The following is a 16632-nucleotide window of genomic DNA, read 5'->3' as shown; positions in this document are numbered from 1 at the left end:
ATGTTTTCCTACAAGTTACCGATGGTGAGTGTCGCCAGCCGGTCGCTGAAAATGGCGAACCTGGATCTGGAAACCATTACGTAAGCCTACATAGAGGCTTTCCCCGGGCACGAGGCCCGCAGCGGTGGCCCAACGGGCCAGATCGTCCTGTTCAAACCCCAGCCAGAGATCACCGCAGGCCTCCTTGGCCCAACTCTGGTTGTGGCTGCATAACTCTGTCACCAACAGACTACCGCCCGGTTGCAGCAGGTTGGCCATGTGCTTGAGTGCATCGGCCGGCGCGGCAAAATGGTGAAGCACCATGTTCAATACAACACAGTCGACCTGCAGGCTCACACCGTTGAGGGCATCGGCCAGTTGCAGGCGGACATTAGCCAGGGACTCACGTTCGCACACCTGGCGGGCCAGTTCGAGCATCGCCGGGCTGTTGTCCAGCGCGGTCACCTGGCTGAAGCGCCGCGCCAGTTCCGGCAGGAATGCACCGTCGCCGGGGCCGACTTCCATCGCTGTGGCGGTGGGCTCGAAGCTCAGCTTGTCGAGCAGCGCCACGACGCTGTCACGGTATTGCGGCAGTCCTGCGATCAGGTCCTGCTGGGCGCGAAATTTCTCCGCCACCCGGGCGAAAAAATCCTGGCTGGCGGCGGCTCGTTGCCCGTGTACCTGGGCGATGCGAGCTTGCACGTCCAGCGGCAAGTCCAGTTCGTCCACCTCTTCAAGCAGCGCTGCGTGCAGCTTGCCGCCCAGCAGTTCGGTGTGGGGCAGGGCGCGGCGGTAGAAAATCGCGTTGCCTTCACGGCGCGTCGCCACCAGGTCGGCCTGGGCCAGCACCTTCAAATGGTGGCTCATGCCGGACTGGCCGATGCCGAAGATCTGCGCCAGTTCCAGAACGCCGAACGAGTCGTTGGCCAGGGCGCGCAATACATTGAGCCGCAGCGGATCGCCGCCGGCCTTGCAAAGGGCCGCCAGCTCATCGCAATCGTCATGGCGAATGGAAGGCACGCGTAAATTCATGGGCGGCAGTCTAGTGACGGGTCTGGCGCATCGCAAGGTCAATATCAAAAAGTTTTGATATTGCTCGATAAATGGCACTTCCCAGCAGCAGCTTGACTCTACCCAGCAACAGCGGAAAGGTTTCACCTGACCGATGCGGCTTTATCCGGCGCAAATATCGCCTTTGGACGAGTATCTGATTGCCCCGAGGCGGGTGGGTGAGGGAAAATGCTCGCCTTTTTCAGTTTCGTTATTCAAAACCCAGGAGATCAGCGATGCCCAGCCGTCGTGAGCGTGCCAATGCCATTCGTGCCCTCAGCATGGATGCCGTGCAGAAAGCCAACAGCGGCCATCCCGGTGCCCCCATGGGTATGGCGGATATCGCCGAGGTGCTTTGGCGCGACTACCTCAAGCACAACCCGAGCAACCCATCGTTTGCCGACCGCGACCGCTTCGTGCTGTCCAACGGCCACGGCTCGATGTTGATCTACTCGCTGCTGCACCTGACCGGCTATGACCTGTCGATCGATGACCTGAAGAACTTCCGCCAGCTGCACAGCCGCACCCCGGGCCACCCGGAATACGGCTACACCCCAGGCGTTGAAACCACCACCGGTCCGTTGGGCCAGGGCCTGGCCAACGCCGTGGGCTTCGCTTTGGCGGAAAAAGTCCTGGCGGCGCAGTTCAACCGTCCGGGCCACGACATCGTCGATCACCACACCTACGTGTTCCTGGGTGATGGCTGCATGATGGAAGGCATTTCCCACGAAGTCGCTTCCCTGGCCGGTACCCTGGGCCTGGACAAGCTGATCGCCTTCTACGATGACAACGGCATTTCCATCGACGGTGAAGTCGAAGGCTGGTTCACCGACGACACCCCCAAGCGCTTCGAAGCCTACAACTGGCTGGTGATCCGCAACGTCGACGGTCACGACCCGGAAGAAATCAAGATCGCCATCGAGACTGCGCGCAAGAGCGCCCAGCCGACACTGATCTGCTGCAAGACCACCATCGGTTTCGGTTCGCCGAACAAGCAGGGCAAGGAAGACTGCCACGGCGCGCCACTGGGTGCCGAGGAAATCGCCCTGACCCGCGCCGCGCTGAAGTGGGAACACGGCCCGTTCGAAATCCCGGCCGACATTTATGCCGAGTGGGACGCCAAGGAAAAAGGCCGCGCGGCCGAAGCCGAGTGGGACCAGCGTTTTGCCGCCTACTCCGCCGAATTCCCTGAGCTGGCCAACGAACTGGTACGTCGCCTCAGCGGCGAGTTGCCGGCCGATTTCGCCGAGAAGGCGTCTGCCTACATCGCCGAAGTCGCGGCCAAGGGCGAAACCATCGCCAGCCGCAAGGCCAGCCAGAACACCCTGAACGCCTTCGGCCCTCTGCTGCCAGAGCTGCTGGGCGGTTCGGCCGACCTGGCCGGTTCCAACCTGACCCTGTGGAAAGGCTGCAAGGGCGTAACCGCCGAAGACGCCAGCGGCAACTACATGTACTACGGCGTTCGTGAGTTCGGCATGAGCGCGATCATGAACGGCGTTGCCCTGCACGGTGGCCTGGTGCCTTACGGCGCGACCTTCCTGATGTTCATGGAATACGCCCGCAACGCTGTGCGCATGTCGGCGCTGATGAAAAAACGCATCCTGTACGTGTTCACCCACGACTCCATCGGCCTGGGCGAAGACGGCCCGACTCACCAGCCGATCGAGCAACTGGCGAGCCTGCGCTGCACGCCGAACCTGGACACCTGGCGCCCATGCGACGCCGTGGAGTCTGCTGTGGCCTGGAAACACGCCATCGAGCGCAACGACGGCCCATCGGCGCTGATCTTCTCGCGCCAGAACCTGCAGCACCAGGAACGCGACGCCGGCCAGATCGGCGACATCAGCCGTGGCGGCTACGTGCTCAAGGACTGCATCGGCGAGCCTGAGCTGATCCTGATCGCCACCGGTTCGGAAGTCGGCCTGGCCGTCCAGGCCTTCGACAAGCTGACCGGGCAGGGCCGCAACGTGCGCGTGGTCTCCATGCCTTGCACCAGCGTGTTCGACGCCCAGGATGCCGGCTACAAGCAAGCGGTGTTGCCGTTGCAGGTCAGCGCGCGGATTGCCATCGAAGCCGCTCACGCCGATTACTGGTACAAGTACGTGGGCCTGGAAGGCCGCGTGATCGGCATGACCACCTACGGTGAGTCGGCGCCTGCGTCGGCGCTGTTCGAGGAGTTCGGCTTCACCCTGGAGAACATCCTGGGGCAGGCTGAAGAGCTGCTGGAAGACTGATCTGTAATAGGTTGTCTGTGCTGACGCCATCGCGAGCAAGCTCGCTCCCAGAAGGATCTCCACCGACCCTGTGGGAGCGAGCTTGCTCGCGATAGCGGTGGTGCAGGCAATGCTGGTCTTAACGGATTCACCCCGATCAGAGAGCCCCCATGCCCCAACCGCGTCCCTACAAAGTTGCACTCAACGGCTACGGCCGTATTGGTCGTTGCGTCTTGCGTGCGTTGTTCGAGCGAGGGGCAAAGGCCGGGTTCGAGATTGTGGCCATCAACGATCTGGCTGACATGGCCAGCATCGAATACCTGACACGCTTTGACTCCACCCACGGCCGGTTTCCCGGCGAAGTGCGGGTCGAGGGCGATTGTCTGCACATTAATGGCGACTGCGTGAAGGTCCTGCGCAGCGCCACGCCCGAAGGCATCGATTGGGCGTCCCTGAACGTCGATCTGGTGCTTGAGTGCTCCGGCGCCTATAACACCCGTGACGATGGCCAGCGGTTCATCGCTGCCGGCGCGCCACGGGTGCTGTTCTCCCAGCCGATGGCCAGCGAGGCCGACGTTGACGCCACCATCGTCTACGGTGTGAACCAGGACTGCCTGACTGGCGAAGAGCTGCTGGTGTCCAACGCGTCCTGCACCACCAACTGCGGCGTGCCGCTGTTGCGCCTGCTGGACCAGGCTATCGGCCTGGAATACGTGTCGATCACCACCATCCACTCGGCGATGAATGATCAGCCGGTGATCGACGCCTATCACCACGAGGATTTGCGCCGAACCCGTTCGGCCTTCCAGTCGGTGATTCCGGTGTCCACTGGTCTGGCGCGCGGCATTGAACGGCTGCTGCCGGAACTTGCCGGGCGAATTCAGGCCAAAGCCGTGCGGGTGCCGACGGTCAACGTGTCCTGCCTCGACATCACGATGCAGACCGTGAGCGATACCGACGCCATCGAGGTCAACCGGATCCTGCGCGAAGCCGCCACCAGCGGCCCGCTCAAAGGCCTTCTGGCCTATACCGAGTTGCCTCACGCCAGTTGTGATTTCAACCACGACCCACATTCGGCCATCGTCGATGCCAGCCAGACCCGCGTTTCCGGGCCCAGGCTTGTGAACATCCTGGCCTGGTTCGACAACGAATGGGGTTTTGCCAATCGTATGCTGGACGTTGCCGAGCATTACCTGCAAACCGCTTCCAATAAACCTGCTCTCTAAACAGTTACCCAGGAATTGCGACCCATGACCGTGTTGAAGATGTCCGACCTCGATCTGCAAGGTAAGCGCGTACTGATTCGCGAAGACCTCAACGTCCCCGTCAAGGACGGTGTTGTCACCAGCGACGCGCGCATCCTGGCCTCGCTGCCGACCATCAAGCTGGCCTTGGAAAAAGGCGCGGCGGTGATGGTCTGCTCGCACCTGGGCCGTCCGACCGAAGGTGAATTCTCGGCCGAGAACAGCCTCAAGCCGGTGGCGGATTACCTGAGCAAGGCCCTGGGCCGCGACGTGCCGTTGATCGCCGATTACCTGGGCGGCGTCGACGTCAAGGCTGGCGATGTCGTGCTGTTCGAAAACGTGCGCTTCAACAAGGGCGAGAAAAAGAACGCCGATGAGCTGGCCCAGCAATACGCCGCCCTGTGCGACGTGTTCGTGATGGACGCCTTCGGCACCGCGCACCGCGCCGAGGGCTCGACCCACGGCGTGGCCAAGTTCGCCAAAGTCGCCGCCGCTGGTCCGTTGCTGGCGGCCGAGCTGGACGCGCTGGGCAAGGCCCTGGGCTCGCCAGCCCAGCCGATGGCCGCCATCGTTGCCGGCTCCAAGGTTTCGACCAAACTGGATGTGCTCAACAGCCTGAGCCAGGTCTGCAACCAGTTGATCGTCGGTGGCGGCATCGCCAACACCTTCCTCGCCGCCGCCGGTCACCCGGTAGGCAAATCCTTGTACGAGCCGGATCTGCTGGACACGGCCCGTGAAATCGCCGCCAAGGTCAGCGTACCGTTGCCCGTGGACGTGGTGGTTGCCAAGGAATTCGCCGAAAGCGCCACCGCCACCGTCAAGCTGATCGACGATGTGGCCGAGGACGACATGATCCTCGATATCGGCCCGCAAACCGCGGCGAACTTCGCCGAACTGCTGAAATCCTCCCAGACTATCCTGTGGAACGGTCCGGTCGGTGTGTTCGAGTTCGACCAGTTTGGCAACGGCACCAAGGTGCTGGCCCAGGCGATCGCCGAGAGCACTGCGTTTTCCATCGCGGGTGGTGGCGACACCCTGGCTGCCATCGATAAATATGGCGTAGCCGAGCAGATCTCCTACATTTCTACCGGTGGTGGCGCGTTCCTCGAATTCGTCGAGGGCAAAGTGCTTCCTGCCGTGGAAGTCCTGGAAAGCCGGGCCAAGGCCTGAGGCGACGTTGACCAGGCAAAGGAGTGTTCCGATGGTCAAGACGTTCATGTCGCTGATGGCCGCGACGCTGTTGGTGGCTTGCTCGAGCAGCCCGCAAGCCACCGCGCCGGATACGGCGGCGCCAGTGCCTGAGCAAGGCTGTTATCAGGCTGACTGGCAGGCCGAGACCAACCCGGTACTGAACAAGCGTTCCGGGCCGGACGGCCTGGATAAATACGAGACGCAGGCGCCGGTCAAGGAACATGGTTGCCCTTGACGGGTCAGACTCTTAACTCATGGCGAGCGGCACGGGCCGCCCGTCGAGGAACACGGATGAAAGGCTTTATCGCCGTCGTGGCGTTGGCATTGTTGGCCGGTTGCTCGCAACTGGGTTTTTTGCAGTCGTCCGAGCCTGCTGCAGAGGGCTGGACGAGTTGGACATGTGACAGCGAGGCCAAGGTGCTCTGGCGTTATGCCGATGCAGCGCGCAAGGAAGTCGATGTCCGGCTGGGCGGCGCTGACAAGGTTTATCGCCTCAAGCTCGAGCCCGGCGCCGAAGGTTCGCTGTACAGCGATGACATGCTGGCGTTGCACATCAAGGGCGAGGAAGGCCTGGCGTATTGGGTCGCCACCAATGATCTGATTGGGCGGGGCTGCAAGGCCGATTGACAGGATTCATCTGATTCACACGGATCTGAACAGGGAAGCAGATCCCATGTGGGAGCGAGCTTGCTCGCGATAGCGGTCTATCAGGCAACAGAGATGTTGAATGTGCCACCCTCATCGCGAGCAAGCTCGCTCCCACAGGGATCGCGCCAATGTTTGGGTTTGGCGATACGGAACACGCAGGCTCGGGCCAGCCCCGACCCGCAATGACTTGAATAGCCGCCGCCGCTCCGGCAGGCTGGCACGATTAACGACCCTCGACCGGGAGAGACACACTAATGGCACTTATCAGCATGCGTCAGATGCTGGACCACGCAGCCGAGTTCGGCTACGGCGTCCCAGCCTTTAACGTCAACAACCTTGAGCAGATGCGCGCCATCATGGAAGCCGCTGACAAGACTGACTCCCCGGTGATCGTCCAGGCTTCGGCCGGCGCTCGCAAATACGCCGGCGCGCCGTTCCTGCGTCACCTGATCCTGGCGGCAATCGAAGAATTCCCGCACATCCCGGTGTGCATGCACCAGGACCACGGCACCAGCCCTGACGTCTGCCAGCGCTCCATCCAACTGGGCTTCAGCTCGGTCATGATGGACGGCTCCCTGGGCGAAGACGGCAAGACCCCGACCGACTACGAATACAACGTCCGTGTCACCCAGCAAACCGTCGCCATGGCCCACGCCTGCGGCGTCTCGGTGGAAGGTGAGCTGGGTTGCCTGGGCTCGCTGGAAACCGGCATGGCCGGTGAGGAAGATGGCATCGGCGCCGAAGGCGTGCTGGATCACAGCCAGATGCTGACCGACCCGGAAGAAGCCGCCGACTTCGTCAAGAAAACCCAGGTCGACGCCCTGGCGATCGCCATTGGCACCAGCCACGGCGCCTACAAGTTCACCAAGCCGCCTACCGGCGACGTGCTGGCCATCGACCGCATCAAGGAAATCCACAAGCGCATCCCCAACACTCACTTGGTGATGCACGGTTCTTCCTCGGTACCGCAGGAGTGGCTGGCGATCATCAACCAGTACGGTGGCGACATCAAGGAAACCTACGGTGTGCCGGTCGAGGAAATCGTCGAAGGCATCAAGTACGGCGTGCGCAAGGTCAACATCGACACTGACCTGCGCCTGGCTTCCACCGGTGCCATGCGTCGTCTGATGGCGACCAATCCTAGCGAGTTTGATCCGCGTAAATTCTTCGGTGCGACCGTGACGGCGATGCGTGATGTGTGTATTGCGCGTTATGAGGCGTTTGGTACGGCGGGTAATGCGTCGAAGATCAAGCCGATCTCGCTGGAAGCCATGTATCAGCGGTATTTGAAGGGTGAGTTGAACGCTAAGGTCAACTAAGCTTTTCGCGTTATTCATTATTAAAGAACCCGCAGTGATGCGGGTTTTTTAATGCTTGGGATTTGGGTGTATATCCGTTTTTTGGGTGGTGGCTGCTTATGGTTACGCTCTTACAGCGTCTCACTTTTGAAAAGCCCGGGAGCCGGCCCAGTCAAAAGTAAGCAAAACGCTTTTGCCCCACCACTCGGTGCCTCGCCTAGGCTCGGCATGCCCTCACTCCGGCATTGCTCCGTGGGCCGCCGCGAAGGGCCGTCCCTGGCCCAGCGCGGCTAACCCGGCATCCATGCCGGGTTGCCCACTCCACAATGCCTGCGTTCGGCCAGCGTGGTTAACTGGGCGCCGAAATCAACGTCAACCGCGAGGCGGCCTGAAGCCGACCTGGTTCTGGATGGGGTCCGCGTTCCTCCTGTGGGAGCGAGCCTGCTCACGAAGAGGCCAGCCATTCAAATATCTCCTCACACATGCTCATCCGCTGTCCGCTTGCCAAGCCATAGATGATGACAGGAGGTCATGTGCATATTCTTCTGAGCAGAGTAGGATTAAATCCTATCGTCTAGGGGGGCCGTCATGCGTAGCACTCAACAATTCAGCATCACCCTGCCCAACCAAATGGCCGACCTAGTGAAAGCCAAGGTGGCCGCTGGCGAGTACGCCACTGAAAGTGAAGTCATTCGCGATGGTCTGCGCGCGCTACTGGCTCGTGATCGTGCTTTGGAAAACTGGCTTATAGGCCAGGTAGCTCCTGCTTACGATGCCTTAAAAGCTGATCCGTCGCGAGCACTAAGCGCTGATGATGTGCGCTCCCGATTGGCTGCAGAGCACCAGAACCTCACTGCAGAATCCTGATGGTCTATACCCTCAAGTTTGCACCGGAAGCCCTTGAGCAATTAGCTGCGCTCTATCGCTACATTGCCGCAGCGGCTTCGACGGAAATTGCCCATAGGTATACCGACGCTATCGTGACCTACTGTGAAGACCTTCGGACATTCCCGCACAGAGGGAACCAGAGGGACGATATACGCCCGGGGTTGCGTATAACAAACTACCGCAAACGAACTGTGATCGCCTTTACCGTTGAACCCGAACAGGTTTTCATTTTGGGCGTTTTTTACGGCGGACAGGACTTCAAGGTCGCTTTGCAGATCGAACAGGAAGATTGACGCAAGCAGCTCACCAGGAAGCCTGCTTATCCAATATCCTCATCGACTGACACCTCGCCCTCGCGAGCAGGCTCGCTCCCACAGGAGGAACGCGGACCCCATCCAGAGCCAGGTCGGCTACCAGGCCGCCTCGCGGTTGACGTTGATCTCGGCGCCCCGTTAACCACGCTGGCCGAACGCAGGCATTGCGCAGTGGGCATCCCGGCATGGATGCCGGGATAGCCGCGCTGGGCCAGGGACGGCCCTTCGCGGCGGGCCCACGGAGCAATGCCGGAGTGAGGGGATGCCGAGCCTAGGCGAGGCACCGAGTGGTGGGGCAGAGCGTTTTTGGTTACTTTTGGCGCTCTTTCCAAAAGTGACCCGCTGTAAGAGCGGAACCATAAGTAGCCGTTACAAAAAAACGGATATACACACCGATCCTGATAGCGCCGAGTCAGCCAACATTTCCGCTACAGACCCAACGCCATCGCGAGCAAGCTCGCTCCCACGGGGGATCTCCTGCAGGCAGGTTTCAGTGCTCTTCGAGCCCACGTTGCTCAATGACACCGAACACATCGGCCACATCCTGAACCAGAATCCGGGCGAAATTAGTGAGGGTATTGAGATCCCCGGCAGCCGAATCGCGCAGGGTGGTGCAGGCCATGAGCGTCAGGTAATCAAGAGTGGCATGCAAGCGTTCGCTGGCGCAGGCGTGAAGCTCGGTCAGTGGCGCGGTGCTGTCGATGAACAGGATAGGTTGGGTGGTGGCGATTGGGGTGAGTGGGGTAAAGCGGCCAAGCAATTGTTCGGTTTTCATGACAAACCTCTAACTCAAGAAAAGTAATTGCCACCGTTCGCTGCGAAACAAATTGGGTGGCAGCCATGTGCGGGTTCGCAGACCGAGGAGTTAGAGAAACCCGGCAGACCCGAAGATCTCCCACACACAGCCGCCATAAAAAGCCGAACGCAGGCGGGATGCGCCTATGTTGACTTCTGACGGTCGTGATTCTAACTCACCAGGGCTGCGAAACCCCTGCCACTGACCAAAGCCAGCAGACCAACCAAACTATAGAGTAGATTTTCCAGGCCAAAATCGACCTGTAGGACGCACCGGCCCCCGTGGTGAGGGAGCTTGCTCCCGCTCGGGGGCGCAGCCGCCGCAAAACCGCTGCATACGGTGCGTCTGACAAAAGAGGGGGCTACTTCACAGCCCGGCGGGAACAAATCCCCTCACCAAAAGGGGATGTTTCCTACGAGTTTTTAGGACGTGAAATTTCAGGTGTTGTGATCGATGTCCAATTTGCTGAACGTCACCTTGCCACCTTCGCTGGTATAGCCACTGTTGTCCTGCACATACACCCCGGCCTTGAAATACAACGGCTTGACCCGCCAGGCGGCGCCGACCGTGGTGTACCAGCTATTACCGGCGGCGGTGATGCCCAGGTCGCCGGTGCGATCCAGGTGGATCCGATAAGAAAAGGCCCGGTCAAGCTTCACGCCTGTCGCTACCGTGATGACCCGGCTTTTGCTGTCATCGGGGCGCATGCGCACCTTGGCGACGATGTTGCCGGTGTTGGTGGCGTCCTTGAATTGGTATTCCAGCTTCACCATCGGTTTGTTGCTGTCCTTGGCATGGATCTGACCAATCACGATTTTGCCGCTGCTGGGAACCTGATTGACCACCAGCGTTGCGCGCAATTGATTATCGGCCTCTGGGTAAAGCCAGTTGCGCAGGGTGCCGTCTCGGTAGGTCTCACGTAGTTCGCTGCGTGGGTAGATCGCGTTTTCGGTCTTGGTGCCGGTCACCGGCGACCAGAAATACACCGTGCTGCCTTCGGAGTTGAAGTACTTGTCCCTGAATCCATCCACCAGTCGAGGGGTTTCGATGGTTTTCGGCGGGCTGCCTTCGGGGATGCTCAGGTTCCAGGTTGCTAGATCGACCATGTTCGGATCCTTTCTGAGAAGAAGAAATGATTTACGCCACAGCCGGAGGCTCTAAGACGCGCTTTCTGCGGACGCCGGCAGGAATGCGGACAAACATTTGGCACGTTCGTACGGCGGAGGTTTGGCGTCAGCAGTCCGTCAGAGTAGGGATTGGCGATTTTGTGCCGCAGATAATTGACCGTTGGTCGGTAGCGTCAAAATTTTATTGAACGATGGCTTTTTGGCGGTGCCATCGCCACGTTGATCGAAGGGGAGCGAGTCGGCGGCGGGCAGGCAGCGATCCATGCTGCTGCTCGGGGGGAAACCTTAGAGGTTGTGATCGATATCCAGCAGGCTGAACGTGGCTTTTGCGCCTTCGGTGGCGTAACCAGCGTTGTCCTGCACGTAGACGCCTGCCTTGAAGTACAACGGTTTGGTGCTCCAGGTGTTGCTGACGGTGGCACTCCACTGATAGCCGGCGCCGTTGATGGTCAAGAGGCCTGCACGGTTGAGGTGGATCAGGTACGAGAACGGCTGGTTGAGCTTGATGCCGGTGGCGATGGTGATGACCTGGCCCGTGGCGTCGTCGGGACGCATGCGCACCTTGGCGACGATGTTGCCGGTGGAGCTGTAGGTTTTGTACTGGTATTCCAGCTTCACCATGGGGCTGGTGCTGTCCTTGGTATGGATCTGGCCAATCACCAGCTTGCCGGTGCTGGGCACCTGGCCGACGGTCAACGTGGCGGCCAGCTTGTTATCCGCAGCCGGGTACAACCAATTGCGCAACGTGCCGTCGCTGTTGGTTTCGCGCAGCTCGCTGCGAGGGTAAATGGCGTTGGCCGTCGTGGCGCCCGTGACGGGGACCCAGAAAAACACGGTGCCGGTTTCCGAGTTGAAATACTGGTTCTTGAAGCCTTGTACCAGTTGCGAAGTCTGGATGGTCGCCGGTGGTGCGCCTTCAGGAATGCTCAGGTTCCAGGTTGCGAGATCGATCATGTCGTGTGTCCTGCGTATCGGGATGTAAAAGGGTGTACGCCGTGTCGGGAGGCTTTGAACCGCCCTTTTGAGCGTCTCGAAACGCTGGGTGGGGCTTTTGTTGTTGACCGCTCGGCGAATGTTTGACGTCAATTGTTCGTCGTGGGGGTCATTGCAGTTTCTGTGCCTGAGCAGGGTGACCGTTAGTCGGCTATTTCGGGCTTTGTCTGGATGATGGCGTCATGACACCTACTGCTTTTCAAAATCCCGGTCTAGAGTGAGATCACTGTATGTTGTCCGTTTTCCCACGTAGGACGGACATGGCGTCCCGATAAGAGAAGCAGCATGGAATGCGCGCAACCCCCGTTTGGCGAAGACAGCTCCGTCCTTTTGATTGTTGATGACTACCCTGAAAACCTGCTCAGCATGCGAGCGTTGTTGCAGCGTCAGGATTGGCAGGTCATGACCGCGTCCTCGGGTGTCGAGGCCCTCAACCTGCTACTCGAACATGACATCGACCTGGTGCTGCTGGATGTGCAGATGCCGGACATGGATGGCTTCGAAGTAGCGCGTCTGATGCGTGGCAGCCAGCGCACGCGGCTCACGCCGATCATCTTCCTGACCGCCAACGAGCAGTCCCAGGACGCGGTGATCAAGGGTTACGCCAGCGGCGCGGTGGATTACCTGTTCAAGCCATTCGACCCGCAGATTCTCAAGCCCAAGGTCCACGCGTTGCTCGAGCACCAGCGCAATCGCCGGGCCTTGCAGCGTTTGAGCCAGGACCTGGAGGCAGCCAGGGCCTTTAATGCCTCGGTGCTGGATAACGCCGCCGAAGGCATCCTGGTGGTGGATGAAGGCGGTTTCATCCGTTTTGCCAACCCTTCGACGTGCCGCTTGCTCAACGCCACTGCGGACCGATTGCAAGGGATGCCCTTCCTGGATTTCCTGCAGAAACCCCATATTCCCGAGTGGATCGATTCGGATATCCATGCCGCCTATCGACGTGGCGAAACCTGGCGCTTGCACGACGCCGTGCTGCGCACCGCGCCCGGCCAGCAAGTGTCGGTGGCCTTGTCCTGTGCCCCCCTGCCTTCTGAACAAAAGGCCATGGTGGTGACGCTTCAGGACATGTCGGTGGTTCGTCATCTGCACCAGCAGCTGGAGTTCCAGGCCGTCACTGATCCCCTGACCGGTTTGCTCAACCGCAGGGGGTTCTATCAGACCGCCGAAAACCTGCTGATGCGCAGCGAACGGCTGGAAAGCAACTGGGTGCTGTTGTACCTGGACCTCGATGGCTTCAAACGGGTCAATGACTCGCTGGGCCACGATGCCGGCGACCGGGTGTTGCGCTGGGTGTCGGAACAGTTGAAGGCCTGCCTGCGCCCGTTCGATATCCTCGCGCGGCTCGGCGGCGATGAGTTCACGGCGCTGCTGGATCTTGAGGTGCCCGAGCAGGCGGCAAAGATTGCCGAGAAACTCATCGAGCGCGTCTCGGTCTGCCAGCAGATCGAAGGCATGGACGTGGCGCTGGGCGCCAGTATCGGCATCGCCACGTACCCGGACTGCGGCTCCAACCTCGACGGGTTGCTTCGCGCGTCCGACATCGCCATGTACGAGGCCAAGCGCGCCGGCCGCCAGCAGTATCGTTTCTACGATCACGAAATGAACGGCCGAGCCCGTTCACGGCTGATGCTTGAGGAAAGCGTACGTTCGGCCATCGAAAACCGCGACTTCAATATGGTCTATCAACCACAGGTCAGCATCCTCGACGGACGGACCCGAGGGTTCGAGGCGCTGCTGCGCTGGCAGCATCCCAGCGTCGGGGACGTACCGCCGGGCTTGTTCCTGCCGTTGCTGGAGGAAGCTCGGTTGATCAGTCGGCTGGGCAGCTGGATTTACCATCGCAGTGCGTCCCAGCGCAAAGTATGGGAGCGGATGTTTCCCGACGACCTGGTGTTGGGCGTGAGCCTGAGCAGTACCCAGTTCGGCATGCCCAACCTGGTGACCGAGTTGCGCCAGGTCCTGGATCGCCATGCGTTGAAGCCGCGGCAGCTGGAGGTCGAGATCACCGAAGACGCGCTGATGCGCAACCCCGACGAAACCCATAAGCAATTGCGCCTGCTGCGCCACCTGGGCGTGCGGGTGGCGCTGGACGACTTCGGTTCGGGGCCTTGCTCGCTGGCGCATCTGCGCGATCTCGAACTCGATACGCTCAAGCTTGATCGGCACTTGATCGCCCGCTTGCCGGACTCGCCCAGGGACGCTGCGCTGGCCGCCTCGGTGATCGACCTGTGCAAGCAATTGGGCTTGCGAGTGATCGCCGAGGGGGTCGAGACGCCGCAGCAGTATCACTGGCTCAAGGCCCATGGCTGTGAATATGTGCAAGGCTTCCTCGTGGCGCGGCCCTTGATGGCCGAGGACACAGATGCCTTCGCGCGACCATTCGACTGGAGCGCGGTGCCGGCCTGAATTCGCTACACTGGCGGCCTCCAGTGACTGTGTTGCCGTCCGATGACCGTGCTCAAATACCTCCAGGCGTACCCCGCCGCGCTGCAAGCCCAGGTGCAGCAACTGATTGCCGAGGATCGACTGGGCGATTACCTGCAACAACGTTATCCCGGCCGCCATCCGATCCAGAGCGACAAGGCGTTGTACGGCTATGCGCTGGATCTCAAGCAGCGCTACCTGCGTAACGCGCCGGCCATCGACAAAGTGCTGTTCGACAACCGCCTCGACCTGACCCATCGCGCGCTTGGGCTGCATACGGCGGTGTCGCGGGTACAGGGCGGCAAGCTCAAGGCCAAGAAAGAAATCCGCATTGCTTCTTTGTTCAAGGACGCAGCGCCCCAGTTTCTGGAAATGATCGTGGTGCACGAGTTGGCCCACTTCAAGGAATCGGACCACAACAAGGCTTTCTACCAGCTGTGCGAGCACATGCTGCCGGGCTATCACCAGCTGGAATTCGACCTGCGGGTGTACCTGACCTGGCGGGACCTGCAACAAGACAAGGGATGAGCGAATGGACGTCAGCAAGACCAAGAGCAGCTTCTATCGTCGACTGTACGTGGCTTACCTGATCGACAGCGGCCTGGCCAGCAACATTCCCGCGCTCACCGAAGCTACCGGCATGCCTCGGCGCACCGCCCAGGATACCGTCGTGGCGCTGGCGGACCTGGACATCCTCTGTGAATTCGAGCAGCAGGAGGGCGCGCGCAACCATGCCGGGCGGTATCGGATTCGCGATTGGGGGGCGATTGATCGGCGGTGGATCGAGCAGAATCTGCAGCGGATCAAGGCGGTGTTGGAGTATCCCTGAACTATCGGTGCCTGGGCTGGCCTCATCGCGAGCAAGCTCGCTCCCACAAAGGCCTGTTGTGGACAGAAGATTGCGTGCACCTCTGTGGGAGCGAGCTTGCTCGCGATGGCGGCCTCAGGGCCGATGCATCCCGATGTGCGGAATCCCATCCTCGAGATATTCCACGCCCACCACTTCAAACCCGTATCGCCCGTAATACCCCTGCAGATGCGCCTGGGCCGACAATGAGATCGACACGCCGGGCCAGTGCTTTTCGGCCTGCTTCAAGGCTTGTTCCATCAGTGTATGCCCCAGCCCTTGCCCTCGCGCCTCGGTGGCGATGACCACGCGGCCGATCACCACATCGCTGTTTCGCGAATGCGGATCGAGCAAACGAAGGTAAGCGACCAGGTGGTTGTCCTGCCAGGCCATCAGATGGCAGGTGTCGCCTTCCAGGTCCAGTCCGTCGACGTCCGGGTAGGCACAGTTCTGTTCGACGACGAAGACCTCGGCGCGCAGTTTCAGGATGGCGTATAGCTGTTCCTTGCTCAGGTCAGTGTGATGTTTGCAGACCCAGTCGATATCCATTTTTTGAATTTCCCAGAGAACCTGCTGCCGATATTAGGCGTCCTTGCGTCGGAAGTCTCTTTTCAATCGGTCGAAAAATCTGTGATAAAGACCAAAATGCCATCATCGATTTGTCGCGGTACTGCCTTCTTTATGTAATCTTCAATCCAGCGCTGCGCAGCGGTTTCGATGAGCTAACGTCAGGACCCGGATGCCTTGGGGAGTCCCTTGGGTTTCGGCTAAAAACAAACCGGGCTTTGAACCCGTCAAGGAAGTCAGGCATGCCGCGATTGCATCGAGCTCTTGCTTTGGTCGGGTTGCTGTTGCTGAGCCACAACGCCTGTGCGCAGAAACTGCGTCTGGTCGCCGATGCCTGGCCACCCTTTACCGACTCGACGCTGGTCAATGGCGGCCTTGCGACCGATATCGTCACCACCGCCCTGGCGCGCGCCGGTTATGCCAGTGATTTCGAGCAGGTGCCCTGGGCCCGGGCGATGCTGGGGATCAGCGAAGGGCGGTATGACGTGCTGATCAATGCCTGGTACGCCGAGGAACGCACCCATGTAGGCCAGTTCTCGGCCGAGTACCTGCTCAACCGCGTGCGGTTTATCAAGCGCAAGGACTCGCCCATCGACTTCGACAACCTGCAGCAGTTGTATGCCTATCCCATCGCCGTGGTTCGTGGCTACGCCTATTCCAAGGCGTTCGATGAGGACGAGAAGATGCAGAAAATCCCTGTGCATAATTTTGCGATGGCCGTGCGCATGCTCGCCGCCGACCGAGTGAAGCTGACGCTGGAAGACGAATACGTCGCCCGTTATTACCTGGCCCGCGAATCCGCCAAGGTGCGCAATGCCGTGGAGTTTCTACCCAAGCCGTTGAGTGAAAACAGCCTGCATATCCTGGTCAGCCTGAAGAATCCCGAGCATGAGCAGATCGTCGCCGGGTTTGATCGGGAGATTGCGGCGATGAAGGCGGATGGGAGTTATCAGAAGTTATTGAAGGCGCATGGGATGTAGGGTGCCTGGGCTGGCCCCTTCGCGAGCAAGCTCGCTCCCACAGGGTACGCATTTCAATGTGGGAGCGAGC

At 60.3% G+C, this 16632-nt stretch carries 18 protein-coding genes; 12 read left to right on the top strand and 6 right to left on the bottom strand.

Annotated features, from left to right (window positions below):
* Window positions 1–15: 15 nt before the first annotated feature.
* Window positions 16–1011 (bottom strand): ArsR/SmtB family transcription factor, encoded by a 996-nt coding sequence (locus tag J3P86_RS24790; RefSeq protein WP_434655041.1) that lies wholly within the window; start codon window positions 1009–1011, stop codon window positions 16–18.
* 254 nt (window positions 1012–1265) lie between these two features.
* Here J3P86_RS24790 and tkt point away from each other — a divergent pair, with 254 nt between their 5' ends.
* The 8 genes from tkt to J3P86_RS24750 all read left to right on the top strand — a co-directional run bounded on the left by tkt (window position 1266) and on the right by J3P86_RS24750 (window position 8804).
* A complete protein-coding gene (gene tkt / locus J3P86_RS24785; RefSeq protein ID WP_434571242.1) occupies window positions 1266–3263 on the top strand; it encodes a transketolase in 1998 nt (665 codons plus the stop codon).
* A gap of 149 nt (window positions 3264–3412) precedes the next feature.
* The gene (gene epd / locus J3P86_RS24780) at window positions 3413–4468 is read left to right on the top strand and encodes an erythrose-4-phosphate dehydrogenase (RefSeq protein WP_434699050.1); all 1056 of its coding nucleotides are present in this window, start codon (window positions 3413–3415) and stop codon (window positions 4466–4468) included.
* A 24-nt stretch (window positions 4469–4492) separates the two neighbouring features.
* Entirely contained in the window at window positions 4493–5656 is a 1164-nt protein-coding gene (locus J3P86_RS24775) for a phosphoglycerate kinase (protein WP_434673008.1), read from the top strand.
* A gap of 31 nt (window positions 5657–5687) precedes the next feature.
* On the top strand, window positions 5688–5912 hold the full coding sequence (locus tag J3P86_RS24770; RefSeq protein WP_434571247.1) for a hypothetical protein: 225 nt from the start codon (window positions 5688–5690) through the stop codon (window positions 5910–5912).
* 56 nt (window positions 5913–5968) lie between these two features.
* Window positions 5969–6304 (top strand): MliC family protein, encoded by a 336-nt coding sequence (locus J3P86_RS24765; RefSeq protein WP_434571249.1) that lies wholly within the window; start codon window positions 5969–5971, stop codon window positions 6302–6304.
* A gap of 275 nt (window positions 6305–6579) precedes the next feature.
* Entirely contained in the window at window positions 6580–7644 is a 1065-nt protein-coding gene (fba, locus tag J3P86_RS24760) for a class II fructose-bisphosphate aldolase (protein WP_003177554.1), read from the top strand.
* A gap of 567 nt (window positions 7645–8211) precedes the next feature.
* Entirely contained in the window at window positions 8212–8490 is a 279-nt protein-coding gene (locus J3P86_RS24755; RefSeq protein ID WP_434627468.1) for a ribbon-helix-helix domain-containing protein, read from the top strand.
* On the top strand, window positions 8490–8804 hold the full coding sequence (locus J3P86_RS24750) for a type II toxin-antitoxin system RelE/ParE family toxin (protein ID WP_434627471.1): 315 nt from the start codon (window positions 8490–8492) through the stop codon (window positions 8802–8804). The genes J3P86_RS24755 and J3P86_RS24750 overlap by 1 nt, the downstream gene beginning before the upstream one ends.
* A 511-nt stretch (window positions 8805–9315) precedes the next feature.
* On the opposite strand, the gene J3P86_RS24745 is transcribed toward J3P86_RS24750, so the two are convergent.
* The 4 genes from J3P86_RS24745 to J3P86_RS24730 all read right to left on the bottom strand — a co-directional run bounded on the left by J3P86_RS24745 (window position 9316) and on the right by J3P86_RS24730 (window position 11702).
* Window positions 9316–9600, bottom strand: a complete 285-nt coding sequence (locus tag J3P86_RS24745) for a fructose-bisphosphate aldolase (protein WP_434699049.1) — start codon at window positions 9598–9600, stop codon at window positions 9316–9318.
* A gap of 458 nt (window positions 9601–10058) precedes the next feature.
* Complete coding sequence (locus J3P86_RS24740) at window positions 10059–10727, bottom strand: polysaccharide lyase family 7 protein (protein ID WP_305498250.1); 669 nt, start codon at window positions 10725–10727, stop codon at window positions 10059–10061.
* Between the two features lie 138 nt (window positions 10728–10865).
* Complete coding sequence (locus tag J3P86_RS24735; RefSeq protein ID WP_434627477.1) at window positions 10866–11012, bottom strand: hypothetical protein; 147 nt, start codon at window positions 11010–11012, stop codon at window positions 10866–10868.
* 21 nt (window positions 11013–11033) lie between these two features.
* Window positions 11034–11702 (bottom strand): polysaccharide lyase family 7 protein, encoded by a 669-nt coding sequence (locus J3P86_RS24730; RefSeq protein ID WP_305498252.1) that lies wholly within the window; start codon window positions 11700–11702, stop codon window positions 11034–11036.
* Between the two features lie 324 nt (window positions 11703–12026).
* On the opposite strand from J3P86_RS24730, the gene J3P86_RS24725 reads away from it, so the two are divergent.
* From J3P86_RS24725 to J3P86_RS24715, 3 genes are read left to right on the top strand one after another with little or no spacing between them, the layout of a single operon-like run.
* A complete protein-coding gene (locus tag J3P86_RS24725; RefSeq protein WP_434571255.1) occupies window positions 12027–14150 on the top strand; it encodes a putative bifunctional diguanylate cyclase/phosphodiesterase in 2124 nt (707 codons plus the stop codon).
* Between the two features lie 42 nt (window positions 14151–14192).
* Window positions 14193–14696, top strand: coding sequence for a M48 metallopeptidase family protein (locus J3P86_RS24720; RefSeq protein WP_434571257.1), 504 nt, complete (start codon window positions 14193–14195; stop codon window positions 14694–14696).
* 4 nt (window positions 14697–14700) lie between these two features.
* On the top strand, window positions 14701–14997 hold the full coding sequence (locus J3P86_RS24715; RefSeq protein ID WP_305498257.1) for a winged helix-turn-helix domain-containing protein: 297 nt from the start codon (window positions 14701–14703) through the stop codon (window positions 14995–14997).
* Between the two features lie 114 nt (window positions 14998–15111).
* Here the strand turns inward: J3P86_RS24715 and J3P86_RS24710 are convergent, their stop codons facing one another.
* Complete coding sequence (locus J3P86_RS24710) at window positions 15112–15564, bottom strand: GNAT family N-acetyltransferase (protein ID WP_434627485.1); 453 nt, start codon at window positions 15562–15564, stop codon at window positions 15112–15114.
* 260 nt (window positions 15565–15824) lie between these two features.
* Here J3P86_RS24710 and J3P86_RS24705 point away from each other — a divergent pair, with 260 nt between their 5' ends.
* The gene (locus J3P86_RS24705) at window positions 15825–16562 is read left to right on the top strand and encodes a substrate-binding periplasmic protein (protein ID WP_434571263.1); all 738 of its coding nucleotides are present in this window, start codon (window positions 15825–15827) and stop codon (window positions 16560–16562) included.
* The last annotated feature ends 70 nt before the right edge of the window (window positions 16563–16632 follow it).

Source organism: Pseudomonas sp. D1-1, from assembly GCF_051132225.1.
In the GTDB taxonomy this organism is placed as follows: Bacteria; Pseudomonadota; Gammaproteobacteria; order Pseudomonadales; family Pseudomonadaceae; genus Aquipseudomonas.
This window is presented reverse-complemented; position numbering and strand designations above follow the sequence as displayed.